The 26,645-nt window shown below is 68.6% G+C and carries 19 protein-coding genes; 11 read left to right on the top strand and 8 right to left on the bottom strand.

The genetic code is table 11. The features are described from left to right. The first annotated feature begins 31 nt into the window (after positions 1–31). Positions 32–1,204 carry a hypothetical protein gene (locus VGI12_12535; GenBank protein ID HEY2433494.1) on the top strand — a complete coding sequence of 391 codons (1,173 nt, stop codon included), beginning with the start codon at positions 32–34 and terminating at the stop codon, positions 1,202–1,204. A gap of 42 nt (positions 1,205–1,246) precedes the next feature. Here the strand turns inward: VGI12_12535 and VGI12_12530 are convergent, their stop codons facing one another. After that, the gene (locus VGI12_12530) at positions 1,247–4,672 is read right to left on the bottom strand and encodes an arabinofuranosidase catalytic domain-containing protein (protein HEY2433493.1); all 3,426 of its coding nucleotides are present in this window, start codon (positions 4,670–4,672) and stop codon (positions 1,247–1,249) included. Between the two features lie 133 nt (positions 4,673–4,805). On the opposite strand from VGI12_12530, the gene VGI12_12525 reads away from it, so the two are divergent. Then, entirely contained in the window at positions 4,806–6,041 is a 1,236-nt protein-coding gene (locus VGI12_12525) for a PQQ-dependent sugar dehydrogenase (protein HEY2433492.1), read from the top strand. A gap of 23 nt (positions 6,042–6,064) precedes the next feature. On the opposite strand, the gene VGI12_12520 is transcribed toward VGI12_12525, so the two are convergent. Then, positions 6,065–7,408 carry an acetylxylan esterase gene (locus tag VGI12_12520; protein HEY2433491.1) on the bottom strand — a complete coding sequence of 448 codons (1,344 nt, stop codon included), beginning with the start codon at positions 7,406–7,408 and terminating at the stop codon, positions 6,065–6,067. 249 nt (positions 7,409–7,657) lie between these two features. Here VGI12_12520 and VGI12_12515 point away from each other — a divergent pair, with 249 nt between their 5' ends. Genes VGI12_12515 through VGI12_12500 form a run of 4 tightly spaced genes read left to right on the top strand, consistent with a single transcriptional unit; the run spans position 7,658 to position 12,496 of the window. Then, entirely contained in the window at positions 7,658–9,181 is a 1,524-nt protein-coding gene (locus tag VGI12_12515) for a BamA/TamA family outer membrane protein (protein HEY2433490.1), read from the top strand. Further along, positions 9,178–9,747, top strand: a complete 570-nt coding sequence (locus tag VGI12_12510; protein HEY2433489.1) for a hypothetical protein — start codon at positions 9,178–9,180, stop codon at positions 9,745–9,747. Before VGI12_12515 ends, VGI12_12510 begins: the two co-directional genes overlap by 4 nt. Further along, entirely contained in the window at positions 9,744–11,144 is a 1,401-nt protein-coding gene (locus VGI12_12505; protein ID HEY2433488.1) for a HAMP domain-containing sensor histidine kinase, read from the top strand. The genes VGI12_12510 and VGI12_12505 overlap by 4 nt, the downstream gene beginning before the upstream one ends. Positions 11,145–11,152: 8 nt before the next feature. Continuing rightward, positions 11,153–12,496: a sigma-54 dependent transcriptional regulator gene (locus VGI12_12500; protein ID HEY2433487.1), complete on the top strand. Its 1,344-nt coding sequence runs from the start codon at positions 11,153–11,155 to the stop codon at positions 12,494–12,496. Between the two features lie 6 nt (positions 12,497–12,502). Here VGI12_12500 and VGI12_12495 read toward each other — a convergent pair whose 3' ends face one another. Beyond that, entirely contained in the window at positions 12,503–13,303 is an 801-nt protein-coding gene (locus VGI12_12495; GenBank protein HEY2433486.1) for an isocitrate lyase/phosphoenolpyruvate mutase family protein, read from the bottom strand. Positions 13,304–13,419: 116 nt separating this feature from the next. Between VGI12_12495 and VGI12_12490 the strand changes: the two genes are divergently transcribed. Next, on the top strand, positions 13,420–16,284 hold the full coding sequence (locus VGI12_12490) for an insulinase family protein (protein ID HEY2433485.1): 2,865 nt from the start codon (positions 13,420–13,422) through the stop codon (positions 16,282–16,284). A gap of 28 nt (positions 16,285–16,312) precedes the next feature. Here VGI12_12490 and VGI12_12485 read toward each other — a convergent pair whose 3' ends face one another. Continuing rightward, positions 16,313–17,581 (bottom strand): NAD(P)-binding domain-containing protein, encoded by a 1,269-nt coding sequence (locus VGI12_12485; GenBank protein ID HEY2433484.1) that lies wholly within the window; start codon positions 17,579–17,581, stop codon positions 16,313–16,315. A 105-nt stretch (positions 17,582–17,686) separates the two neighbouring features. Then, positions 17,687–18,241, bottom strand: a complete 555-nt coding sequence (locus VGI12_12480) for an OsmC family protein (protein ID HEY2433483.1) — start codon at positions 18,239–18,241, stop codon at positions 17,687–17,689. Positions 18,242–18,521: 280 nt separating this feature from the next. Here VGI12_12480 and VGI12_12475 point away from each other — a divergent pair, with 280 nt between their 5' ends. Genes VGI12_12475 through VGI12_12465 form a run of 3 tightly spaced genes read left to right on the top strand, consistent with a single transcriptional unit; the run spans position 18,522 to position 21,527 of the window. After that, a complete protein-coding gene (locus VGI12_12475; GenBank protein HEY2433482.1) occupies positions 18,522–19,721 on the top strand; it encodes a homoserine O-acetyltransferase in 1,200 nt (399 codons plus the stop codon). Between the two features lie 13 nt (positions 19,722–19,734). Further along, positions 19,735–21,042: an O-acetylhomoserine aminocarboxypropyltransferase/cysteine synthase family protein gene (locus tag VGI12_12470; GenBank protein HEY2433481.1), complete on the top strand. Its 1,308-nt coding sequence runs from the start codon at positions 19,735–19,737 to the stop codon at positions 21,040–21,042. Beyond that, positions 21,039–21,527: a CoA-binding protein gene (locus VGI12_12465; GenBank protein ID HEY2433480.1), complete on the top strand. Its 489-nt coding sequence runs from the start codon at positions 21,039–21,041 to the stop codon at positions 21,525–21,527. The genes VGI12_12470 and VGI12_12465 overlap by 4 nt, the downstream gene beginning before the upstream one ends. 22 nt (positions 21,528–21,549) lie before the next feature. On the opposite strand, the gene VGI12_12460 is transcribed toward VGI12_12465, so the two are convergent. From VGI12_12460 to VGI12_12450, 3 genes are read right to left on the bottom strand one after another with little or no spacing between them, the layout of a single operon-like run. Next, positions 21,550–22,530, bottom strand: a complete 981-nt coding sequence (locus VGI12_12460) for a TIM barrel protein (GenBank protein HEY2433479.1) — start codon at positions 22,528–22,530, stop codon at positions 21,550–21,552. Between the two features lie 2 nt (positions 22,531–22,532). Beyond that, entirely contained in the window at positions 22,533–23,804 is a 1,272-nt protein-coding gene (locus VGI12_12455; protein HEY2433478.1) for an MFS transporter, read from the bottom strand. A 39-nt stretch (positions 23,805–23,843) separates the two neighbouring features. Then, positions 23,844–24,425, bottom strand: a complete 582-nt coding sequence (locus VGI12_12450) for a DUF5655 domain-containing protein (protein ID HEY2433477.1) — start codon at positions 24,423–24,425, stop codon at positions 23,844–23,846. A 51-nt stretch (positions 24,426–24,476) separates the two neighbouring features. Between VGI12_12450 and dcp the strand changes: the two genes are divergently transcribed. Next, complete coding sequence (gene dcp / locus VGI12_12445) at positions 24,477–26,594, top strand: peptidyl-dipeptidase Dcp (GenBank protein ID HEY2433476.1); 2,118 nt, start codon at positions 24,477–24,479, stop codon at positions 26,592–26,594. The last annotated feature ends 51 nt before the right edge of the window (positions 26,595–26,645 follow it).

The following is a 26,645-nucleotide window of genomic DNA, read 5'->3' as shown; positions in this document are numbered from 1 at the left end:
GCGAGCCCATCCGCTCGCGGAGGAAGAAGCCATGCCCTCGTACCAAGGGATGCCCACCCTGGATCAGTGGCGCCGCGACAGCAGCGTCACCCTCGCGGTTCGCAGCCACGACGTCGTCCTCACGAACATCGACAAGCTGATCGAAGAGTTCCAGGGGAGCAACGACGGATTCGTCAAGCTGGCCACCGCCTGCCAGCTGTTCTTCGCCCTCGACTACTGGCTGAAGGAATACCCGAAGACTGCGAGCATGGACAAGGGGCGTGCGCCGGCGATCGAGGCGCTCTACAAATTCGTCGCGGCGAACTATCTCTGCGACAGATTGAAGTGCACGATCAACACGCTCCCCCGCGAGCTCGAGCTCTTGTTCGGGCGCGAACTGACCGGACACGGCCGCGTCATCGACCACGCCGATGGCGCCGCGAACTACATGTCCCCGCTCGAGGCGGCGCGCTACAAGCTCGTGTTCAGGCAGGGCCTGGTCTATCAGTTTCCGTGGTGGAATCGCAACAGCCCGCGAAACGCCCTGGAGCTCGCCGACTCTTCCCACGCGTCGTCACGCGCGCACGTCGAACGGGGCCCGAACGCGCAGCTGTTCAGGACCTTCGGCTTTTTCACCATGAGCATGAGCCGTGACATCTACATGGCGGAGCACTATGTCGCCGCCGACCCGGTCTGGGACGGCGACGGTGAACTGGTCATGCTGCAGACCAAGGGCATCTACCATTCAAGCTACCTGTCGGGAGTCGCCGCGATGTTCGCCGGCAGCATGCTCATCCAGGCCGGAAGGATCAGGGCGATCCGGTCCGACAGCGGTCACTACCAGCCGGCCGATGTCAACACGGCTGCCCTGCTGCGCACCTTGACGATGCACGGCATCCCGATCAATCAGATCGACGTCTACGATTACGCCGGCAACCTCGATATCGACGGTGCCTCGTTCATGGCAGACAACGGCGGTTGGGCGCAGATTCTTCAGCAGCGCGCCAGCAACATGAAGCAGTACGGCAAGGCCGCGCTGTTCCTGGAAGTCGAAAAGTACCGGCGAGAACACAAAGTATCGCCGGCTGAAGCCAAGAAGCATTTCCAGGATCGCTATACCGTGAACGTCGGCGGCCAGCGCATTCCCGTCAAGCCGATCGAGCCTCCCAAGAACCCGCCGGCACCTGCTCCAAGCCGGTCGAGTTCGGCTTACGACCTCGAATAAGCGGGATCGCCGCCGCGTTCGAATCGGCCGGTGGGGACGGCGCTATCGTTTCGCGCTCGGCCTCACATATTTGTTCGGCGCGCCGGGGGTGGGAGCGCCGCTCGCGATCTGGGCCCCGCTGTCGTGTGCGCGCGCGAGCGGCGCGGTCAGTGTGATGCCAGTGCCCGAGATGTGCGCGCCGGCCGGATGCGCCGATTTGAGCGGCGTCGCGAGCGTGATCCTGGCGCCGCCGCGCCCTCCCGCCGCCGCGGCGACCACCGCCGTTTCCTGTGCCGCGCCGTTGTCGATCGTGATCGTCTGACCGGGGGCAAAGCCCTGCGCGCTGGCAACCCCGATCACTGTGGCGCCCGCCTCGGTCGCGGCGTCGATTGAAGTCGCGCCAGCGGTGCCCACGGACGCGATGACCGCCGCCTCGCGGTTCGAGCCGCTGTCGATCGCGATCGTCTGGCCTGGCTCGAAACCAGCGACGGCCGCGACCTTGACGTTGGTGGCGCCGCTCACCGACCCGACCGGCAGAGTCGTGGCCGGCTGCACCAGGAAATCGGTGCAGTTGCTATCGGTATCGCCGCCGTCCGGATAGCGCCCGGCGCTGCGGTGCGGTTCGGCAACAGGCGGCGCGGCCGGTGCGCCAAACCGTCCGCCGCCTCCCCCGCGGCCTGCCCCTGGCGTAGGGACGCGGCATCCGCCCTCGCCGGTCCCCGAGGTGCCGTGATAGCCCTCAGACGCCCACGGCTCGACGAGCAGCCCGTAGTTCAAGCTGTCGACGACGAGTCCGCCGGCGTCGCGGAGCACGATGCTGCCCGCGGCGGGCGAGAGCGCCGGCCCCCCGAACCACTGATTGGGCGCGGGCGTGCCCTGATAGCCAGCGGTGGTCACGGCCGCATCACCCACGACGGCATCGATGGCGTGATCCAGGGTCAGCGCCCGATCGAGCGTGACGCCGCCGCCGAGCGGCTGCGCCGGCTCGTTGCTCGAGTGCGGAAAGGCCGTGGCCGGCGTGAACGTGATGCCCGTGCCGCGAGCGCTGAACGGAAGATTGGCCGCGTGCGCGAAGGTGAGCGGCGCGGCCAGATCCAAGCCGGTTCCGTGCGCGACGACGAACTCGCGGGCAAGATGCGCCCGCGCGAGCGCCGGTGTGACCGCCACGCTCGCCCCGGCCGCAGTCGCGGTCCCGATCGCCGCAATCGTCACCGTCTCGTGGTTTGCCGGTGTGCCGACGGTGAGCTTGTCGCCGACCACGAAATTCGCCGCGTTGCGGACGTTGACCGAGGTCGCGCCGGCGCTGGCGTCGGCCGCCAGGGCTGTCCGGTTCGCCTGAGTGCCAACGCGCGTCACGGTCACCCTGTCGATCCCGTGGCCGACGCTGTCGACGTCGAGACGGATCTTGTCGCCGACCGTAATGCCTGTGAGCGAGGTCACCGAGATGTTGGTGGCTCCGGCGGGCGCGTCCACACCCAGGTAGGCCTGCGTACCCGGCTTGCCCACCGCGGTGACCGTGGCGACTTCGTATCGCTCGATGTCGCGGGCCACCGCCGGATAGGTCGCGCCGTAGCCGAGGGCGATCTTCTGTCCGACCTCGAAACCGGCCACGCTCGTGACCGGCACGTTCGTCGAACCAGGGGGAATGGTGATGACCGGTCCATCCGGCAGCGGCTGCCAGATCGTCGTCATGGCGCCGGCCGCCGTGCCGACGGCCACGATCTTCCGGGTTTCTGCTCCGCTGCCGCTATCGACGGCGATCGTGTCTCCCGCGTTCATGCCGGCCGTGCTTCTCACGCTGATCGCCGTATCTCCCTTGCGGCTGGGCGCTGTCAGGCCCGAGCCGGCCAGGCCGAGCAGGTAGAAGCCGCGCGCGGCGAGGCGTGTCCCCGCCGGCACGGTGACGGTCGAGAAGATGGGCTGCTGCGTCTGGTGCTCGGTCAGCGTCCAGCCGGAGAGGTCGGCGTCGCGCGGGCCGGCGTTGTACAGCTCGATGAACGCGTTCGTGGCGTTGGCCGTCGAACCGTCACTGACGCGAAACTCGTTGATCTTGATCGAGGGTGCGTTGCGGATCTTCTCGACCGCCGTGTCGGCGTGCTTCGCGCCGGTGGTTCGGTTCGTCCACTGCCCCCGCGCGACCAGGTCGCCGTTGAAGGGGGATGGCCCGGCCGTGATCCGGAATGTCGCGCTGACGCTCGCGCCTGGAGCGATGGGGCCGGCGATCGTCGCCGTCGGCAGGTTGCCCGGCGACGAGAGAGACGTCCATTGCGGCGGCACCGCGATGGTCAGCTCGACGCCGGCCGCGGGAGCGCCCATCGTATTGGTGAAGGTCACGGTGGTGTCCTGCGACGAGCCCGGCGAGAACGTCTGCAGCCCGGGCGGCGCGGCGACGGCCGACGCCGGGGCCACGCTCAGCGACGCCACGTCGTACCTGGCGGCAACGACGTTCGCCTGCACGAGCTGATCGGTCGCATTCGAAGGGAAGGTGCCGGCAGCGGTCATCGCCCCCTCGTAGAATGTCCCCTGCGATCCGACGCTGTTGTCGCCGCCGTTGCCAAGCAGGATCGCGCCCTGCTTGCGCATCGGGTCATACGTGTGATCGACGCGCGCACCGTCGAACATCACCCGCAGATCCCCCTCCTGCGCATCCCCGCCCATCGACGTCCAGTGGTGCGGCTCCCCTTTCGCCATCGCGGTGACGAAGCGCGACGAGATGTTCGGCAGGCTCTCGCAGAGCTTGGAGGGGCTTCCCGGGTTGACGCATCCGACGAGGTTGTTCTCCTGATCGGTCATGACCCAGGGGCCGGGCGCGCCGCCGTGAAACCAGGCGGTGGCGTTCCCGTAATAGGTCGTCTCCATCGTGCCGTTGTCGTCGTCGCGGCTGTCGATCTCGGCGTTGCCGTAGTCGAAGCAGCAGCCGGAGTTGTAGTGGCGGCCGTTGATCACCCAGTACTGGCCCTCCGCCTGATCGTCGACCGCGGTCCCCTTGACGTCGTTCTGGCGGAGGCCCATGCCGGGCGCGATGAACGCGCCGTAGGCCTTGTGGCCCATGATGCTGACCGGCGCCATGTCGGCGACGGGCAGGTTGTTGAACCCGCCCAGCGCCGGACCGCTGAAGCCACCGCGCGGCGCCTGCACCAGATGGTTGTGCTTCGGCGACTGGTCGTAGATCGTGGTGATCCAGCAGTAGGTATTGGCACAGAAGGCGTCCTGTGCCGCGGCATTCGCGTATCCGCCGCCGTCAGCGCCAGGCTGGACGACGCCGATGTCGAGCGCGGTGCCGTCGGACTGGCGCAGCACCCGATAGAGCGGACCGTCGTACGCGGCGTACAGCGCGCGCGTCGTGCTGTGGGCGGCGGCGCACGGCGCCCCTGCGGCGGCGTAGATATCGCACGGCCCCGCGGGCCTGGGGGGAACTGCGCGGCTCTGCGCCAGCGCGAGCGCCACCGTCATCGTCGTCAACACGGCTGCCGTCAGTGAACGAAACATGAGGCTGGTCTTCGTGTGCATGTGCATCCTGTGCTGCGCATCTTAGATCCATGTGCGGCAAGCCCGAGCGTGAAGTGCACGGCTGCCTGCGGATTGTTCGCTATGATGGTGCCGATCGGAGCACAGATACCAGATGAAGACACTTGTGAAAGCGATCCTGTTGTTGGTGCTGGTGCTGGTGCCGTCCGCGGCGCGGGCCCAGGTCAACGCCGGCGAACTGAAAGCCGAGGAGACCCTGCCGTTCACGATGACGCAGGTCGCCACCTTCAAGCTGCCGTGGCGGATTGCGTTCCTGCCCGACGGCCGCATGCTGATTACCGAGAAAGTCGGTCCGGTCTGGCTGGTGACCCAGCAGGGCGAGAAGACGCCCGTCGACAACGTGCCCCCCGTCTTGTACGGCGGACAGGGCGGCATGTTGGGCATCTTCCTGTCGCCGCGCTACGCCACCGATCACAGCGTCTACCTCACGTATTCGGAGCCCGGAAGCGGGGACTCGAGCAGCCTGGCGCTGGCGCGCGCGCGACTCGCGCTGACGAACGGGAAAGCCAGCCTCGAGGGGCTGGAAGTGATCTGGCGCGAGATGCCCAAGGGCAGGGGCGGCCAGTTCGGCGCGCAGATCGCGTTCTCGCCCGACGGACAGTATCTGTTCCTGACGGTGGGCGATCGCCAGCGGATGACGCCGGCCCAGGATCCCGATCAAGCGCTTGGCAAGATCCTGCGCCTCACGCTCGACGGGAAGCCCGCGCCGGGCAATCCCATGGCGGGCAAGACCGGCGCGGCGTCGGTGACGTTGATCGATCCGCCGTCGGATACGGAGGCGGCCAAGACAGCGCCGGTCGTGAGCACGTACACGCTGCCCGGACCCAACACGGCGCCGTCGGAGACGTGGGCGACCGGTTTCCGCACGCCCTACGGACTGGCCTTCGCGCCCGACGGCCGGCTGTGGGAGCTGGAGCATGGTCCGCGCGGCGGGGACGAGTTGAACCTGATCGAGCCGGGCAAGAACTACGGCTGGCCGCTGGTGTCCTACGGCGTCAACTACAACGGCGTGCCGATTCCGACGCCCGACACGCGCCCGGACCTCGTCAAGCCGGTGATCTACTGGGTGCCCGTGATTGCGCCCGGCAACCTCCTCTTCTACTCGGGAGACATGTTCCCGAAGTGGCGCGGCTCCGCCCTGATCAGCGGGCTGTCGACGCAGTCGCTCAGCCGGATCACCTTCGACGGGAAGGGCGGCGCCGCGACGGCCGAACGCTGGAACATCGGGCATCGGGTTCGGGACGTGGAAACCGGGCCGGACGGCGCGTTGTGGATCATCGAAGACACGCCCACCGGCGGCCTGTTCCGCCTGACGGCGAAAACACCGTAACGCAGGCTCCCCGGCCCGCGCCCTCACTCGCGGCCGCGCGGCGCGAAGGTACCGCCGTGGACAAGGTCGTCGAGTATCTCCGCCGTGCGGAGCGAGCACGCGCGCGCCTTCTCGGGGGTCAGGTTGTCGTGCTCGGATTCGATCATCGGTAGCGCCTCGACCGGTCCGCCAATCCGGTTGATCATCGTCCACACGCCGGCTGGCGGCGAGATCGTGTCGATGAAGCCGACGCCGGCCATCACCGGCGCCTTGATGCGCGGCGCGAAGTTGACGGTATCGAAGTAGAGCGCCGTCTTCATCACGTCGGAATTGTCGAACGGCCAGTTCGGGTAGCCGGCCCTGCGGCCGTGACGATCGCCATTGGAGTCGGCGCCGGCGGGCACGCAGACCACGACAGCGCTGATCCGATCCGGGCGGAGACCGGCAAGCGCCAGACTCTGCTGGCCGCCCATGCTGCCGCCCATGAGCACGATGGTCTTCCCATCCCAGTCGGGGCGCGTCAGCAGGTAGTCGAGCACGCGCGAATCGCGCAGGTACATGCGCAGAAAATAGGACGTCTCCCGATCGGTGTTGCCGACCGCCTGGTAGCCACGCGGGATGTTGCCCGACGGATCCGACGGGAGCTTGTCGTGCGAATCGACGTCGAGAATCAGCCACCCTTCGGCCGCACGCCGTGCGACGGCGGCGGCGTTCAAGGCATAGACGCCCGCGTACTGGAGCTGGATCACCGCGGGAAACCTGCCCTCCGCTGCGGGTCTGGCGAGGTAGCCGTGCGCGCTGGAGCCGAGCGCGTCGAGCTGGAACGCCTGCAGCGTGACGCCCGCGACGTCGGTCGGCACCGGCGTCAGCTGCGCATTGATCGGAAGCCTGGCCTGTTCGGCGAGCTTGCCGTCCCAGAACCCGTCGAAGTCGGATGGCGGCGGGACCGACACGCCGATGCCGGTCGGTGCGACGGCCGCGCCGAGAGCGTAGAACCCCGTGTCGCGTCCGGTGTTACCGCCGGTGAAGCGCGGCGGCTCACCCGAGGGCGTGGGCGCCGCCGCCAGCTCCGCGTAGGCGTCGATCGCGACATAGACCATCTCGGGTCGATCGGCGACGACGTCGATCGTGTCCCTGCCGCTCGAAAGATCGAGGATGCCCTCTTTGAGCACCACCGCGTTGTTGCGGCGAATCGTCCAGCGGTAGCGATAGGCAGGCGGCGTCGATCCTGTGGTCACGGTCCAGCCGACGGTCTCGCCGACGGCGTAAATCCCGCTGGCATGGTACGGAGCAAACGCCAACTGCTGCGCGATTGGCGCCCGTTGGGCCGAGAGCGGCGCCGTAAGCAGCGCCAGACCAAGAGCGATTCGCGTACCGGCACGGCTCATCACGCCCCCTGAAGCTTCACGATACATCGCCGGCGTCGCACCGTAATTTGGTTCCTGTGCAACCGGATGACGATCAAGGCAGCAGCCGCCACGACCGGCGACGCCTTCGGACTCGTCGAAGCCCTCGCGGACCGGGGTCTCGTGGCGCCGGACGCACAGGTGTGACGCGCGGGCACGCGGTAGAATCCACTATCCTCCGAGTCTGAAAGCACTTGCGCGCGGGCAAGCCCCTTGCTCATATGCGCGGGCATGCGAATGATTGCTCTGCTCCTCTCTCTGCTCGCCATGGGACCGCAGGCGGCGCCGGACCAGCGCGCCGCGGCGGTCGAAGGCACCCTCATCAGCGCCGTCGACGTGAGCGGCTTCGACATCGACCGCTTGAGCCCGGGCCTGCGCCGTGACATCCGCGCGCTCGTCGGCACCCAGCTGAAACAGGAGCGGCTCGACGAGCTGGCGGCGCGGATCGAAGGCGAACGGCCGCGGCATGTCTCGGCGACGCGCGCCGTGCTCGACGCCGGCGGCAGCGCCCGCGTCATTTTCATCGTCGGCCTGCGCGGTGAGACGCGCGCCGACGAGAACGTCAACGCGCGTTATCTCGTCGAGCGAGTGGATCTGCAGGATTTTCCCGAAGACGCGGTCTCGAAGGCGCTGCGCGACGATCTGCAGACGCTCGTCGGCAAGCCGCTCGACTCCGCCGAAGCCGACCGCCTTCAGGAGCGGCTCGAGCACGAGGTGCCGCGCTACACCGTCACGCGGCGCATCGAGCGCGGCACCGAGCCGGGCCGGATCCAGGTCGTCTACGAAGCGAGGCGGCTGGAAGAACCGCTGTGGCTCCGCTATCAGCCGCTGCGGACGAATGCGGTGTTCCACTCGGACCAGGGGTGGGGCAGTTACCTCGATCTGGGGATCGGCAGCCGCGAGATCCGCTTTACGCCGATCCTTGCGTTCGACGATGCCGACGACCTCGTGGAAGAGTACGGCGGGGGCGGCGTCCGGTTCGAGACACGGCGACTCGGCACGCGCCGGCTCGGCGCCAGTCTCGAGTGGTCGTGGTTCGACTCGGACTGGCGCGATCGGACGGTCGCCGCGATCGCGGCCGATCCGTCGCTGCCCGCTCTCTACGACACGCGTGCGACGGTCACTCCGCTGATTCGCTTCGCGTTCACGCCGGAGCTGAGCGTCTCGGCCGGCGTGGGGATTACCGAGCTGGAGCCGATCGCGCCGCTGAAGGGATCGACGGCGGCCAACGCAGCGATTGCCGGACTCGACTATCGGCGGCAATGGGGGGACAAGGGCCGGTCGCAACAGGTCGACGCGCAGATGCAGCTTCGCGCCGGCACGCGGACGCTCGACAGCGATCTGGTCTACGACCGCTACCTGTTCCAGGCGGCGTACGGCTACGACCACCGGCGTCATCACGCCACGCTCACCGGCATGGCCGGCCACATCAGCGGCGAGGCGCCGCTGTTCGAACGGTTCACGCTCGGCGACACGCGCACCCTGCGTGGATGGGACAAGTACGCGATCGATCCGGCCGGCGGCAGCCGGATGTACTACGCGTCGGTCGAGTACGGCTACTCGGGACTCGCCGTGTTCCTCGACGTTGGATCCGTCTGGGACCGGCCTGCGGATCGTCGGGCCCGCGTCTCGACCGGGCTCGAGCTCTCCGCGGGACCCGTCTTCGCCACGATCGGCTTCCCGCTCAACACCGATACCGTCACCGCGGTCTTCACCATGGGCATCCGGGTGTCGGAAACCAGGCTGCGGTGGTGAAAGGCCCGGCCCTCGCGCTGACCGTGCTGGCGCTGCTGCTGTCGCAGCCAGAGCCGGCGGACGCCCAGGGGCTGGCCATCGCGATCGCCGGCGACACGGTCACGCTGCGGACAAACGACTGGTCGTTTCTCACCGGCGAGCCGCTGGCGCGCGTGAAGGAAGGGCGAACCGTGCGCGTCGAGCTGACGGCGCTGGTGCTGCCGGCGCCGGCGCGCAACGCCGCGGCGGCGGTTCGCCGCGTCTGTTCGATCAGCTACGATCTCTGGGAGGAGCGGTTCGCGGTGGCCACGGCCGGCGCGGCTCCGGCCTCCGTCTCGCATCTGACGGCGGCGGCGGCCGAGACCTGGTGCCTCGACAAGCTCGTGGTCCCGATCGCCTCGCTGGGCGGCGTCGATCCGCAGCGGTTCTGGATTCGCCTCGACTACCGCATACTGGACGGCGACGGCGCGCAGGATTCCGACGACAGCGGCCTGACCTTGCAGCGGCTGATCGACGTACTGAGTCGACGGCGCAAGACCGACGCACCGGCGCGGGCGCTCGAAGGAGGGCCCTTCCGCCTCCGATGAACCGACTCCGCCACCAGCTGATCACGGCGTTTCTTGCGGCGACGCTGCTGCCGCTGGCGGCGACCGTCCTGATCACGACGACCCTGCTCGATCGCAGTCTCCGGTACGCGACGACCGGCGAGCTCGATCATCTGGCGCGCACACTGGAGACGACCGGCAAGCAGTTCTACCAGCGCGAGCGCGCGGCGCTCAAAGACGATGTCGCCGGCGGGCGGATCGCGCCGATCCGCTACGACGCCGGCGCGCGGGACGGGTGGCCGCCTGACATCCGCGCCTTCTGGGACGGCGGCGACGCCGATCGCGTCGGCATCGCCGGTCCGGGGGGCGGCCGCGTCGAGTACCTGCGACGGGCCGGCGGCGGGGTCGAGATGTACACTCGCGACCTTGGCGGCATCCGCATGGAAGACCTGTCGGTGGAACTCGGTCAGACCCGGCGCATCGTCAACGACTTCGACGCGCGCGATTTGCATCGCGGCTTCACGCTGGCGCTGCTCGCGCTCATCGGCGCGGTCTGGCTGGTGTCGCTCGTTCCGGTGGCCGTGATCGCACACCGCATCAGCCGTCCGATCCAGCAATTGACGGCGGCACTGACCGACTTCGCCGGCGGCGACTGGTCGCGGCGCCTCGAGGCGGCCGGCCCGCCGCGCGACGAAGTCGGGATGGCCGTCGCGGCGTTCAACGCGATGGCCGACCAGCTGGCCGACAGCCGGGAGCGGCTGGTGTACCTGACGAGAATCGCGAGCTGGCAGTCGCTCGCCCGCAAGACCGCTCACGAGCTGAAGAACTCGCTGACGCCGATCCGGCTGACCGTCGAGGAGATCCAGGCGCGCCATCCCGCCGATCGCGCGTTCGTGGATCACGCGGTGCAGATCGTCATCAGCGAGATCGAATCGCTCGAGCGCCGCGTGCGCGCGTTCTCGGAATTCGCCGGAGAGCCGCCGGCGGCGCCGGAGATCATCGACATCAACGCGCTCGTGACCGAGCGGGCCGCGCTGCTGCGGCCGGTGCATCCAGAGACGTCGTGCCTGCTGCAGCTCGACGGCCGCCACCCGCGCGTAGACGCCGCGCCGGATCTGGTCAAAGGCATCCTGACCAACCTGTTGCAGAATGCCGCCGAGGCGGCCGGCGCCGGCGGTTCGATCGTGGCGCGCACGACCACCGTCGACGGCCGGGTGGCCATCGAAGTACACGATTCCGGTCCCGGTCTCAGCGCCGACGCGCTGGCGACGCTGTTCGAGCCGACGATTACCTTCAAGAAGGACGGCATGGGCCTCGGCCTCTCGATCGTGAAGAAGAACGCGGTCCTGTGCGGCGGCGACGTGACGCGTGTCCCGGGCGAACTGGGCGGCGCGGCCTTCCGCGTCACGCTGCCGGCGGCCGACGCCGCCGCGGAGTAGGCCGGCGCATGCACCGCAAGCGCGAGATCGTGATCGTCGACGACGAGCCGAACATCGGCCGATCGCTGCGGTTGATTCTCGAAGGCGAGGGCTACCGGGTCACGGTCTGTGAATCGGCCGCGGCGCTGCGCGGGCTGCGTGGTCAGCCGCGTCCCGATCTCTATCTGCTGGACGTGCGGCTACCGGACGGCAGCGGCATCGATCTGCTCCGCGCCATCCGCCAGGATGACGAGCGCGCCGTTGCCGTGATGATTTCCGGCCACGCGACGATCGCCGACGCGGTCGAGGCGACCCGCATCGGCGCCTTCGACTTCCTCGAGAAGCCGCTCGCCCGCGATCGCGTCCTGCTCGTCGTCAAGCACGCGATCGAGCTGGCCGGCCTGCAGCGCGAGAACCAGCGGTATCGCGAGCTGGTCGGCGAGGCGCCGCGGATGATCGGGTCGGCGGCCTGCTTCGAACAGGCGGTGCAGCAGGCGTCGCGCGTTGCGCGGTCCGACGTCGCCGTGCTGCTCTCGGGGGAATCAGGGACCGGCAAGGAATTGCTGGCGGCGCACCTGCATCGCGAGAGCCCGTTTGCCGGCGGCCCGTTCGTGAAAGTGAATTGCGCCGCGATCCCCACCGATCTCATCGAAAGCGAACTCTTCGGACACGAGAAGGGGGCGTTCACCGGCGCGACGGGGCTGCGCCGCGGCCGCTTCGAGCTCGCCGATGGCGGCACGATCTTCCTCGACGAAGTGGGCGATCTGCACGAAGCGTCGCAGGCGAAGCTGCTGCGCGTGCTGCAGGACGGCGAGGTGCAGCGGCTCGGAGGGGAGCAGCCGATCCGCGTCGCCACGCGGGTGATTTCGGCAACGAACCGTCATCTCCAGGAGCTGGTCGCCACGGGCCGCTTTCGCGAGGACCTGTATTACCGGTTGAATGGCTTCCCGATCCGCGTCCCGGCGCTGCGCGAGCGCCTTCAGGACATTGGCGAGCTGGTGGTGTATTTCCTCGCGGACTTCTGCGCGCGCAACAATGTCCGGCCGCAGACGCTCGACCCCGACGTGCTGCCGCTGCTCGAGGGCTACGGCTGGCCGGGCAATATCCGTGAGTTGCGCAACGTCGTCGAGCGCATGGCGATCATGGCGGCCGGCGATCGGGTGACGGTCGACGCGGTACCGCTCGAACTGCGGCTGCCGTCTCCGTCGCGTCCGGCGGCGGGGCTGCAGGAGGTGCGCGACGGCGCCGAACGCGATCGCATCCGCCGCGCGCTCGAGGAAACCGACTGGAACGTCGCCGGTGCCGCGCGCCTCCTCGGCGTCGAGCGGACGGCTCTCCACAAGCGCATCCGCACCCTCGGCCTCAAGCGCTGAGCGGCGTCAAAACAGCCCGTCGATCTCGCCGCCGGGAACGGCGCGCGCGAGGGCGGTGAACGTGCCGTGCTCGGCGGCCTCGCGTGCGGCGTCGAGAAACGCCGTCCAGGCGGCGCGCGCGAACGCGCCGCCGACGCTGATCCGGCGCACGCCGACCCGCGCCAGATCCTGGACGCTGAAGGTCGAGCGCGCGAGCACGTTCACCGGCCGTGGCGCCACGGCGGCGACCACCGCCGCCACGTCGTCGATCGACGCGAGCCCCGGCGCGTAGAGACACGACGCACCAGCCTCGGCGTACGCAACCAGGCGACGGATCGTCTCCCGCAGATCCGGACGGCCGACGATGAACCCTTCCGAACGGCCGGTGAGCATGACGCGGCGGCCCGACGCTTCGATCGCCGCGCGCGCGGCACGGATACGGTCCACCGCGAGATCGAAGTCAAAGAGCGGCGCCGCCGCATCGCCGGTCGAGTCCTCGATCGACAGTCCCGCCACGCCCGTCCCCACCGCGCGCGCGACGTTGCGCCCCACCGCGTCGGCGGCGTCGGCAAATCCTCCCGCGAAATCGGCGTTGACCGGCACGTCGACGCTGCCGGCGATCATCGCCAGGTGCGCGAGCGTCTCGTCGAGCGGCACGCCGTGATCGCGGTGTCCCATCGACCACGCCGACCCCGAGCTCGTCGTGGCGAGCGCCGGAAAGCCGCGCTGTGCCAGGACCTTGGCGGTGCCGATATCCCACGGATTGGGAATCACGAAACAGCCCGATTCGTGCAGGTTGGCAAAGACGACGTAGCGATCGGCGGACATGACTGGATCATGCCGCAAAAGGGGCCGGCGCGCGGCCGGGGACAGGCGCCCCTGTCAATACGAACAGAGGATCGACCAACGCGGTGCGGCCGAGGTCTTCCTATAGGATCGGGGGTATGCGCATTCGGGTCCGCGTGCCTGTCTTCACCCTGCTGATCCTCTCGTCCGCGTGGCTGGTCGCCGGTCAGCCGGCCGCGCAGCGGCGCGAGACGTCGGCGGAATCAGTCGCCTCGTATCAGCTGAACCAGCTGATGCCGGTCGATCCGGAGGCGGCAGTCGGCACGCTGCCGAACGGGCTTCGCTACTACGTCAGGCCCAACGCCAAGCCGCCCAAGCGCGCCGAGCTGCGGCTCGTCGTGAAAGCCGGGTCGGTGCTCGAAGACGACGACCAGCGGGGGCTCGCGCATTTCGTCGAGCACATGCAGTTCGAAGGCACGCGCAACTTTCCCGGCCAGGCGATCAACGACTTCCTGGGCGACCTCGGCCTGAGCATCGGCGCCGACGCGAACGCCGCGACGAGCTACGACGACACCCAATACACGCTGCGCGTGCCAACCGGGACCGCGGGGGTGCTCGACCGCGCACTGCTGATTCTGGAGGACTGGGCCGGCGCCGCCACCTTCGACCAGAGCAGCATCGATCGTCAGCGCGGCATCGTGCTGTCGGAATGGCGCATGCACCTGGGCGCCGGCGAGCGGGTCGGCGAGCGGATTCGCAAGGTGGAGCTCGAAGGCACGCGCTACGCCGACCGTCCTCCGATTGGTGATCCCGCGGTCATCGAGGCCGCGACGCGCGCCGCGCTGGTGCGCTACTACCACGACTGGTACCGCCCGAATCTGATGGCCGTGATCGTGGTCGGCGACGTCGATCGGGACGCGACGGTCAAGATGATCCGCGATCACTTCTCGACGCTGCGCAACCCGTCGCCGGAGCGGCCGCGTCCGACCTACGACATCACCGAGCGGCCGGGCACCCGCTACGCATTCGTCACCGACAAGGAGAACACCTCCACCGTCGTGCAGGTCTCGAATCTGCGGCCGGCCCGCAACCAGGGCTCGGTCGGCGGCTATCGCGACATCATGCTCGACCAGCTGTTTGCCGCGATGCTCGGCTCGCGGCTCGACGAAGTGTCGCAGAACGCCAATCCGCCGTTCCTGCGCGCCGCGGCCGATCGAGCGCTGTTCCCGACGATCCGCACCAGAGACGAAGCCCTGCTCCAGGCGCTGGTCGCCAGCGACGGCGTCGCCCGCGGGCTCGAAGCGCTGGTGACCGAGCTGCAGCGGGTGTCGCACTTCGGCTTCACCGCAAGCGAGCTCGAGCGCGCCAAGCAGGCGATGATGCTCTCCTACGAGCGCGTCGTCACCGAAAGCCCCGATCGCGAGTCGCCGAGCCGCGCCGACGAGTACACGCGCAACTTCCTGCAGAACGAGGCGCTGCCGACCATCTGGCAGGAGCTCGCGTTCCATCGCCGTTTCATGCCGCAGGTCGCGCTGGCGGAGATCAATGCGCTGAACGCCGACTGGTTCCCCGAGCGCAACCGGCTGGTGCTCGTGTCGGCACCGGATGCGGCCGGCGTGACGCTGCCGACGCAGACGCAGCTCGAAGCCGCGGTCAGAGCCGCGACCACCCAGAAGCTCGAGCCCTGGGTCGACACGGCGTCCGGACAGACGCTGATGGAGACGCCGCCGAAGCCCGGCTCGATCACCGGCACCGTGCAGCGCGCCGACGCCGGCGTGACCGAATGGAAGCTCTCGAACGGCGCCACCGTCGTGCTCAAGCCGACGACGCTCAAGGAAGACCAGATCCTGTTCCGCGCGTTCGCGCCGGGCGGCACGTCACTGGCGAGCGATGCCGATTTTCCGTCGGCCCGCGCCGCCGACAGCGTGATCGCGGCGGGCGGCGCCGGACAGTTCAACGCCGTCACGCTCGACAAGCTGCTCAACGGCAAGGCCGTCGTCGTGCAGCCGTTCATCGACGAGATCGACCAAGGGATGGGCGGCGGCAGCACGCCCCAGGATCTGGAGGCGCTGTTCCAGCTGCTGCACCTGCGTTTCACGCAGCCGCGCGCCGATCCGACGGCATTCGCGTCGATGGCCGCCCAGGCGCGCAGCCTGCTCGCCAACCAGCAGGCCAGTCCGGACGTGGTGTTCAACCAGACCGTCGATGCGGCGGTCAGCGGCAACCACCCGCGCCGTCAGCCCGAGACGTCGGCCAGCGTCGATCGATGGAATCTCGACACCGCCCTCGCCTTTTACAAGGCGCGTTTCGCCGACGCGAGCAACTTCACGTTCGTGTTCGTTGGCAGCTTCACCATCGACACGATCAAGCCGCTCGTCGAGACCTACGTCGCCAGCCTGCCGGCGACCAACACGCACGAGACCTGGCGCGACCTCGGCATCCATCCGCCCGCGAAGGTCGTCGAGAAGACTGTCGAGAAAGGGATCGCGCCGAAGAGCCAGGTCGCGATCGTCTTCTCCGGCCCGTTCGACTACGACCTGCAGCACCTGCTCGGCCTGCGCACCATGACGATGCTGCTGCAGTCGCGCCTGTTCGACACGATTCGCCAGGAGCTGGGCGGCACCTACAGCATCACCGCGGCGCCCGACGCCGACAAGCTGCCGCGTCCGGAATACACCGTGCGCATCGAGTGGACGTGCGATCCGGCGCGCACCGACATGTTGGTACAGCGCGTGTTTCAGGAGATCGAGTTCGTCAAGAGCACGCGCTTCGACGGCCGGCAGATGGGACTGGTTCGCGAGCCGCTGCTGCGCGAGTACGAAGCCAACAGCCAGGACAACCGCTACTTCCTGCAGCTGATCGCGCGGACCTATGAAGACGGCGACGGCGCCGCAGTGGCGCAGGCGCTCGACGTGCCGGCCCAGATCCGGGCGCTGACCAGCAACGACATTCAGCAGGCGGCGCAGCGCGAGCTCGATGCCAGCCGCTACGTGAAGGTCGTCTTGATGCCCGAGAAAAAGTAGCGCGCCGGACGGCCGGCCGACGCGGCGGTCACCGGCCGTTCCCGCTCGTCGGCGCGGCGCCGGCCGCGGAATCCAGGTAGGCGGCAAGATGGGCCACGATGTCGCGCGCGTCGTCTTCGGCGCCGTGGATGAAGCTCGACTTGCGGCGACGCAGCACCGGCAGTCCGACCGCGTACAAGCCGGGCGCCACGACGACGCCGCCGTCGTGGCGCAGCCGGCCCTTGGCGTCGAGGACCGGCACGTGCAGCCAGCCGTACTCCGGACGGAAGCCGGTCGCCCAGACGACGCTGCGGATGTCGCCGCCGAGCAGATCGATCGAGAGCCGCGAGGCATCGGGCGCGCGGGTGGGCGCGAAGCGCTCCGGCGGTCCGGCCTCGACGTTCCGATGTTCTCCCCACGCGTCGAACGTCTCGAGCAGGCGGTTCATCTTCAGATCGGCGAGCGCGCAGACGTTCGTCAGTCCTCCAGAGAAGAGCGCGCGCCCGTCGCGGATCATCGAGAGGCGTCCCACGATCTCGACCCCGGCGCGCATGAGGGCGTTCAAGTCGAGGGTGGCCCGCTCGGGCGTCCCGACCAGCTGCGGGGACGGCAGGCTTCGCGCGCGAGCGAGATCGTCGATCTCCTGGTAGCGCTGGTCCCACAGGCCCGACGCCTCCATCCACCACAGCACGTCGCGGCCGCGGTAGGTACGCGGCATCCGCACGTGCTCGCCTGTCGACAGCGTGACGGGGCGGCCGGATCGATGAATCTCGTCGGCAAGCTGGACGCCGGTCGCCGATCCGCCAACCACCAGGACCTTGCCCTCGGGCAGCTGCGACGGGTTGCGGTAGTGAAACGCGCTCAACTGCACGAGCGCCGGCGGCGTGTCTGCTGCGCAGGCCGGGAGGCTGGCGGCGTTGCACGCCCCGCTCGCGACGATCACCGTCCGGCAGCGCAGTTCGCCGGTCGTCGTCGTCACACGGTAGCGGTCGCCCTCCTGGCGCAGCGACTTCACCTCGGTCAGCGTGCGCACGGGAGCGGCGGATGCGGCAGCAAAGCGCTCGATGAACGCAGCGACATCGGCGGCCGTCATGTAGCCGTCGGGGTCGGGGCCCTCGTAGCGGAAACCGGGCAGCCGTGCCTGCCAGTTCGGCGTCAGCAGCCGCAGCGAATCCCACCGCTCGCGCCGCCACGAGTTGGCCACCTCGCCGCGCTCGAGCACGACGTGATCGATCCCGCGGTCGGTCAGGCCGCGGCTCGCCGCCAGCCCGGCGTGGCCGGCGCCGATCACGACGCTGGTGACGATTTCAGCTGACAAGGGCCAAGTCCCAACTCCCGACGACGCGCGAAGCCACCGCCGGTTCGGCACCTTCGGCCTGGCGGTGCTCCGATCGTGGGAATCGGAGCGCGGGAGCCGCGCCGGTTACAGCACTTCGACGGTGACGTTGGTCGGGTTCGCGATCGCGTCGTAGACCGCCGAGCGCTTCTGCGACTGCGCCACCAGCGCTTCGATGTCCTGCCGCGAGGCATCGGCGTCGATCTTGAACTTCACCTTGATGCCGTCGTAGCCGTTGCGGACGTCGGCATCCATGCCGAGGATGCCCTGGATGTCCATCGAGCCCTCGACGTCGGCTTCGATCGAGCGAATCTGGATGCCGCGGTTCTGCGCGACGGCGGCGATGCCGGCGGTCAGGCAGCTGGCGAGGCCGACGAGCAGGAACTCGACCGGCGTCACGCCGTTGTCGTTGGCGGCAAAGATTTCCGGGTGGTCGGCATCGAAGGCGAACTCGCGCTTGTGCGACTGGTCCTGCCCGAGTCCGTGGAATCCCTGGATGGTCGTGCGGCTATGCGTGCCGTTCTGCCATTTCGACGACGCCTTCCACATGAACTTCGTCGCCGCCGGAGCCGCCTTCAGCGCTTCCCGGGCGTCCAGTAGTGCCTGTACGTTGACCCCATTGTTCACGCTCGACGCAGCCATATGAGCCTCCTCGCAGCAAAACGGATCCCATTCCGGACCGGGGAAGCTTCGAATCATACACCGCGAGCGAAAGCGGTGGGCGGGCCACGCGAACGGCGCGAGCCGGCGACGCGGCGAGCCAGACCGCGTGGACCGGAGTCCGAGCGTCACAGCCCCTCGGCGCGCGAACGAGCGGCGCGAGTGAGCCACGCGAACGGCGCGAGCCGGCGAAGCGGCGAGCCAGAGAGCGTGCAGGGGAGTCCGAGGGGCAAAGCCCCTCGGATGAGATTAGAATTTACTGATGGCCATGCGAGCCCCCGGAGCCGCGGCGGGCTCGGTCGGCACCGTCGACACTGAATTCCTGGATCTGCCCGAGCCGCTGCCGCTCGACTGCGGCCGCACGCTCGGCGGCGTGCGCATCGCCTACGAAACGTACGGGCGCCTGTCGGCGGCGCGCGACAACGTCATCCTGGTTTGCCACGCGCTGAGCGGCGACGCGCACGCCGCCGGCATCGCCGCGCGGGCCCCGACCGAGAGCACGCGAGACGGATTCCGCGCCGACGAGCGCGACGGCAGCCGGGGCAAGGGGCTCGGCTGGTGGGACGGGATGATCGGGCCCGGCAAGGCCTTCGACACAGACCGCTACTTCGTCGTCAGCACCAATCTGCTGGGCGGATGCCGCGGCACGACCGGGCCGTGGTCGATCAATCCGGAGACCGGACGACCGTACGGATCGGATTTTCCGGTCGTCACCGTCGCCGACATGGTGCGTGCGCAGCGGGCGTTTCTCACCCGGCTCGGCATCGACGAGCTCGCCGCGGTCGCGGGCGGATCACTCGGCGGCATGCAGGCGCTCGAATGGGCGGTCGCCTATCCCGGGCAGGTGCGGGCGATCGTGCCGATCGCCAGCACGCACGCGCTGCAGCCGCAGGGAGTCGCCTGGAATGCGATCGCGCGCCACGCGATCGTGACCGATCCCGATTGGCAGGACGGACACTATTACGGCAGCGGCCGTTCGCCGAACGCCGGCATGGGCGTGGCACGAATGATCGGGCACGTCACCTATCTGTCGGCGCCGGCGCTGCAGACCAAGTTCGCGCGCCGGCTGCAGTCGGGCCCCGACATTCACTACACGCTCACGCAGCCGGAATTCGAGGTCGAGAGCTACCTGCGGTATCAGGCCGACACGTTCGTCAAGCGGTTCGACGCCAATACTTATTTGTACATGTCGCGGGCGCTCTCCTACTTCGATCTCGCGCGGCAGCACGGGGGGGGCAGTCTGGCCGCGGCCGTGCGGCCGATCCAGGCCAGGACGCTGCTCATCGCGTTCAGCTCCGACTGGCTGTATCCGCCGGCGGATTCCGAGGCGGTCGCCACCGCGCTCCGCGCCGCCGGCAAGCGCGTCGACGTGCAGGTGATCGACGCGCCGTACGGTCACGACTGTTTCCTGCTGGAAGAGGCACGCCAGACGCCTCTCATCCAGGCGTTCCTCGCAGAGTAGGAGCACATCCGTCATGGACGATCTCCGCCCTTTCGGTTTCGAGACGCGGCAGGTGCACGCCGGCCAGCGTCCCGATCCCAATACCGGCGCGCGCGCCGTGCCGATCTATCAGACGACCAGCTACGTGTTCGAGGATCCCGAGTCGGCGGCGGCGTATTTCAACCTGCAGGAGTACGGCAACACCTACTCGCGGATCATGAATCCGACCGTGGCGGTGTTCGAGGAGCGCGTGGCCAGCCTGGAAGGAGGCTGCGGCGCCGTGGCGTTCGCGAGCGGCATCGCGGCGCAGGCGGCGGCGCTCTTCACCATGCTCATGCCCGGCGATCACGTCGTGTCGTCGGCGGCGCTCTACGGCGGCACGGTGAATCAGCTCAAGCACCTGCTGCGCAAGCTCTCCGTCGAACTGACGTGGGTCAACCCCGACGATCCGGCGGCCTGGCGGGAGGCGGTCCGGAGCAACACCAAGGCGTTCTACGCCGAAGCGATCGGCAACCCGGCCGGCAACGTCCTCGACATCGAGGCGGTCGCCTCGATCGCACACGAGCACGGCATTCCGCTCATCGTCGACAACACGTTCGCCACGCCGTACCTCTGCCGGCCGATCGAGTGGGGCGCCGACATCGTCGTGCACTCGGCGACGAAGTTCATCGGCGGCCACGGCACCAGCATCGGCGGCGTGGTCGTCGAGTCGGGTCAGTTCAACTGGTCCAACGGGCGGTTTCCGGTCGTCGCCGAACCGTCGCCGGCGTACCACGGGCTGCAGTTCCACGAGACGTTCGGAACCTACGGCTACCTGATGAAGCTGCGCGCCGAGACGCTGCGCGATCTCGGCGCGGCGATGAGCCCGTTCAACGCGTTCCTGTTCCTGCAGGGGCTCGAGACGCTGTCGCTGCGGATGGCGCGCCACGTCGAGAACGCCGCCGCGGTTGCCGCGTTCCTGGCGTCGCACGAGCTCGCGTCGAACGTGACGTATCCGGGTCTGCCGGACAGCCGCTACCGCCCGCTGGTGCAGAAGTACCTGCCGCTCGGCGCCGGCGCCGTGTTTTCGTTCGACTGCAGCGGCGGCCGCGACGCCGGCCAGGATTTCATCCGCGGCGTGACGCTCTGGTCGCATCTGGCCAATGTCGGCGATGCCAAGAGCCTGATCATCCATCCGGCCAGCACCACGCACCGGCAGTTGAGCGACGAGGAGTTGCGGGCTGCCGGGGTCGGCCCTGGAACCATCCGCCTCTCGGTCGGCATCGAGTCGATCGACGATCTGATCCGCGATCTGCGGCAGGGGTTTGCCCGTGCCGCCGCCGCGGCGGAGGTCGCGCGATGACCGCCTTCGACCTCACCCGCTACCAGGATCCGCTGACGATCCAGCGCGTGCTCCACACCTCACGTACCGTGGCCATCGTCGGGCTGTCGGGCAACCGGCTGCGCGCCAGCCACTTCGTCGGCTTCTACCTGCGGCGGCACGGCTACCGCGTCATCCCGGTCAATCCGCGCGAGAAGGACGTCTTCGGCGAGCCGAGCCGGAACGCCCTGACCGACATCACCGAGCCGGTCGACATCGTCAACGTGTTCCGCGCGCCCGAAGCGCTGCCGGCGATCGCCCGCGAGGCGGTGCAGATCGGCGCGAAGACACTCTGGTGCCAGTTCAACGTGATCAACGAGGAAGGGGCCAGGATCGCCGAAGAGGGCGGCCTCACGGTGATCATGGATCGCTGCATCAAGGTCGAGCACGCGCGCTACGTCGGGCGCATGCACTGGCTCGGCTTCAACACGCAGCGCATCACGTCGGTGCGCGGCGGCCTGCAGTAGCCGACTCGAAACGATCGCGACGCTACAGGCTCAGGTGCGCGTTCGCGAAGGCAATCGAGCGATCGACGAGATCCACTTCGAGCGCGTAGCGCTGTTCGTCGGTCAGCCCGCTGATCGCCGGCAGCGGTGAACGCGGCCGGCAGCCGCGCATGCGCGTCAGGAAACGCGCCAGGTCCACACCCGGGACGTCGTCGAACGTCGACCAGTATTTCTTGGTCAGGCACGGCACCCGTAGTGGATCGCGCGTGATCATCTCCAGCGAGAAGTGGACGTCGGGCCGCGCCGACCGGATCGCGTTCACCATCCGCGGCAGGTCGAGCATCCCTTCGCCCAGCGGCACCTCGGACATGAGAAACCCGTCGTCGGTTTCCTCCACCGCCATGTCCTTGAAGTGGGTGTTGAACGTCCATGGCGCCAGCTTCTCGACGGTCTCCTCGGGGTCGTCGAGGATCGACAGGTTGTTGCCGGTGTCGAGCGTCACCCCGACGTATTCGCTGCTGTACTGCTTCAGCAGCGCGACCTGCTGATCGACGCGCCAGTCCTTGTGGTTCTCGATGCCGAGCCGCATCCTGTGCGTCTCGACAATCGGCACCGCCGCGGCGATCTGTCTGTGGAAAGCCGCCACCGCCGCCTGCCACGCCGCGAGCGACTCGAACATCTCGTAGCGCCGCCCGAGCAGGCACACGGCGCGCAGGCTCGACGCGCCGGCCTCCTTCGCCACCTTCACGGCGTGCTCGAACACCGCCGGATCCTCGCCGTCGCGAGGCAGAAACGTCTGGATCTCGAGGTAGGCGCCGAGCCGTTCCTTGATCTCGCGGGTGTGGCGCGCCCATTCGAAGCTGATGTCGGGCATGCCGCCGTGCGCCCCGGCCATGCCGAGCGAGGCAGACAGCTCCATCAGCCGGTCGGCGGCGAGCAGCCGCTGCGGCGAAGCGAAACGAATCGACTGAAAGGAGTCGGCGCTCAGGCCCATCCCGGTCCGGCGCGGCGGTGTCGATGTCATGGTCATATCTGGAGGGCTACCAGGGCCTCGGCGAGGAGGACGCCGGTCAGCGCGAGCAGGCCGCCGGCATAGCCGCCGGTCGCGTCGAGCAGCACCCCGATCAGCGCCGGCCCGATGAAGCCGCCGACGCCGCCGACGGCGTTGATCAATCCGATACCCACGGCGGCGGCCCGCGGACCGAGCCGCTCCGGCGGGAGCGCCCAGAATACGCCAGCCAGCGATCGCAACGCCATCTGGGCGATGGCAAACCCGGCGACGAGCAGCAGCGTCTGCCGCTGGAAGAGCACCGCGACGACCAGCCCGACGCCCGTCACGAGCGCGCAGGCCGCGACGACGCGGCGGCGCTCGCCGCTCCGATCCGAGATGCGCGCCACGACGACCATCGCTGCAAGCGCCGCCGCGAAGGGCACCGCCGTGGTGAGGCTGAGCGCAAAGCCCTTCATGTGCGTGACGTCGGCGAGCAGCTTCGGCAGCCACAGGAACATGCCGTAGTTGACGATCGAGTTGAGAAAGAACACGGCGCACAACAGCCAGAGAGCCGGGTGACGGAAGTCGACGGCCGCCGCCCGGTCGGTCCCTTCGCGCGCCGCCCGATCGCCGGCCATCCGCCTCGCCAGCCAGGCGCGCTCCTCCGGCGCCAGCCAGCGCGCCTGTTCCGGCCGGTCCGTCAGCGTCGCCAGCACCACGACGCCAAGGATCACGGCGGGCACGCCTTCGATGAGAAACAGCCATTGCCAGCCGTGCAGGCCCGACGCGCCGTCGAGCCGCATAATCCACGTCGACAGCGGCGCGCCGACGATGACGGCGATCGGCGAGGCGGTCATGAACCACGCGCCGGTGCGCGCGCGCTCCGATGCCGGAAACCAGTAGGTGAAGAAAAGCACGATGCCGGGAAAAAAGCCGGCTTCGGCGACGCCCAGCAGGACGCGGGCGATCATGAACGTCCGCGCGTCGCGCACGAACATCGTTGCCATCGCGACGAGTCCCCAGGTGATCATGATGCGGGCGATCCAGCGGCGCGCGCCGATGCGCTCGAGGATGATGTTGCTCGGCACCTCGCAGACGCAGTAGCCGAGGAAGAATAGGCCCGCCGCGACACCATAGGCTGTAGCGCTCAAGCCGAGATCGCGCTGCAGCTCGCCGGCGGCGAACCCGACGTTGACGCGGTCGAGATAAGCGACGACGTAACAGATGAAGGCCAGCGGTACGAACCGCCGCGTCACGCGCGCCATGACGCGCTGTTCGTCGACGAGCGTCGGGTCTTCCTCCGCCATTCCCGGGGGACAGCATAGTCCGCCAGTTACCGGGCACGCTCATCCCCGCCCACGGCGGGGGGCTCGACCGGATCGACGCGCTGCCGTTCGCGGCGCCCGGGTTTTTCCACGTGACGCGCTACCCTTTCGCCGTTTCCTGACCGACGGCCTTCCCGATTCGGACTTCACCGCGGCGCGCGGCACAGGCTTGGCCGTCGCCTGGGTCGCGGCCTTCGCTCCCTCCAGGTCGTAGGCCTCGCGCATCCAGTCGGTGAGGGGCGCCTCCACCTGGTCGCGATGGCGGATGTGGATGACATGCGTCCACTTCGTGCGCGAGCTCTGCCGCACGCGCTGGATCTGCGGCGCCATCACGGCGCGCCCGAGAAAGACCGTCAGCTCGAGGAACGCGCGCTTCGGCCGCACGAAGAAGTGACAGGCCTTGCGCGAGAACATGATCGAGTTGTGTGACGCGTAGATGCGCTGCTCGCCGAGCTCGACGGCCGACTCCCGCAGCCGTTCCCACGCGTCCCGGAGATCCGACGTCAACTCCATCGTCAGCGCCGCTTCCGTCGTCGTCCAGCAATCGTGCGGCGCCCCCTCCGCGACGAACTGCTTGCAGTGGTAGCACTGGTGTCCGGGCACGGGCCGATTCTACCGACCCCCGGGCGCGCGGGAATCGGAGAAAATGGCAGGATGCAGTCCACCCGCCGCTTGCTGGTGACCGCCGTGCTGGCCGGCACCAGCCTTTGCCTCATCCATGGCCAGGAGCGCGCCAATCCTTTGCTGTCAAAGAGCACCCTGCCCTTCCATGCGCCGCAGTTCGACCAGATAAAGGACGCTGACTTCCTCCCGGCGCTCGAGGCCGGGATCAAGGAAGAGCGTGCCGAGATCCAGAAGATCGCTGGCAACGCCGCGCCGCCGACCTTCGACAACACGATCGACGCGCTCGAGCGCACCGGCCAGATGCTGACGCGTGTGCAGATGATCTTCAACGGCCTCACGGGCGCCAACACCAACGACGCGCTGCAGAAGACGCAGGAGGAAGTGGCGCCGAAGCTTGCGTCGCTCCAGTCGGAGATCTTCCTGAACGCGAAGCTGTTCAACCGAGTCGAGGCGATTTACGGCCGGCGCGCCGCGCTGAAGCTCAGCCCCGAGGCGCTGCGCCTCGTCGAGTGGTACCACGAGCACTTCATTCTCGCCGGCGCGAAGCTGGGGGAGGCCGACAAGGCCGTCCTCGCGAAGCTGACCCAGGAGGACGCGACGCTCGGCACGAAATTCACCAACCAGCTGCTCGCCGCGGCCAAGGCGGGGGCCGTCGTCCTCGACACGCCGGCGGCGCTCGCGGGACTGAGCCAGGCGGAGATCGACGGTGCCGCGCAGGCGGCGAAGGAACGCGGCCTGGACGGGAAATGGCTGATCACGCTGCAGAACACCACGCAGCAGCCGCCGCTGCTGTCGCTCGACAACCGTGACACCCGCCGCCGCCTGTTCGAGGCCTCGTGGACGCGCGCCGAACACGGCGACGCCAACGACACGCGCGCCGCCATCTCGCGCCTGGCGCAACTGCGCGCGCAGCAGGCGGCGCTTGTCGGCTTCCCGAATTTCGCCGCCTGGAAGCTGCAGGACCAGATGGCCAAGACGCCGGCGGCGGTCGACGAGTTTCTCGGCAAGCTCGCGCCCGCCGCGACCGCGCGCGCGCGCCGCGAAGCCGTCGACCTGCAGGCGCTCGTCGACTCCCAGCACGGCGGCTTCCAGGTCGAAGCGTACGACTGGGACCACTACGCCGAACAGGTTCGCAAGGCCACATTCGACCTCGACGAATCGCAGATCAAGCCGTACTTCGAGCTGAATCGCGTCCTCACCGACGGCGTCTTCTTCGCGGCCAACAAGCTGTACGGGCTGACCTTCAAAGAGCGCACGGATCTGCCCGTCTACGAGAAGGACGTCCGGGTGTTCGAGGTCAACGACGCGAGCGGCGCGCCGCTGGCGCTCTTCTACGCCGACTACTTCAAGCGCGACAACAAGAACGGCGGCGCCTGGATGGACAACTTCGTCGGCCAGTCGAAGCTGCTCGAGACGAGGCCGGTCATCTACAACGTCGCCAACTTCGACAAGCCTGCGGCCGGTGCGCCGGCGCTGTTGACCGCCGACGACGTGGTGACGATGTTCCACGAGTTCGGCCACGCGTTGCACGGCTTCTTCGCCGACCAGCGCTATCCGACGCTGTCGGGCACCAGCGTGGCGCGCGATTTCGTCGAGTTCCCGTCGCAGTTCAACGAGCACTGGGCGCTGAACCCGGAGGTGCTGGCGCACTACGCCGTTCACTACAAGACCGGGGAGAAGATGCCAAAGGCGCTGGTCGAGAAGATCCTGGCCGCGCGCGATTTCAACGCCGGCTACAACATGACCGAGCTGATTTCCGCAGCGCTGCTCGACATGGAGTGGCATTCGCTCGATCCGAAGGCGCCGCTTCAGGACGTCGACGCGTTCGAGAAGACCGCGCTTGCCAGGACCCACGTCGATCTGCCGCAGGTGCCGCCGCGCTACCGTTCCAGCTATTTCCTGCACATCTGGGGCAACGGCTACGCCGCCGGATACTACGCCTATCTCTGGACGCAGATGCTGGCCGACGACTGCGCCGCGTGGTTCGACGCGCACGGCGGCCTGACCCGCGCCAACGGCGACCGCTTCCGGCGCCTGGTCCTCTCACGCGGCAACACGCTCGATCTCGGCGTGATGTTCCGCGACTTCGCCGGTCACGATCCGCAGATCGAGCCGATGATCAAGAACCGCGGCCTCGCGGCACGCTGACGGCGCGTCACCAAGCAGTACCGGCGCACCGTCTGCCGGCTCACGCGCGAT

The organism is Vicinamibacterales bacterium, assembly GCA_036496585.1.
Classification (GTDB): domain Bacteria; phylum Acidobacteriota; class Vicinamibacteria; order Vicinamibacterales; family 2-12-FULL-66-21; genus JAICSD01.
Note: the sequence above shows the minus strand (reverse complement) of the source record. Positions and strands in the feature narration are given on the sequence as shown.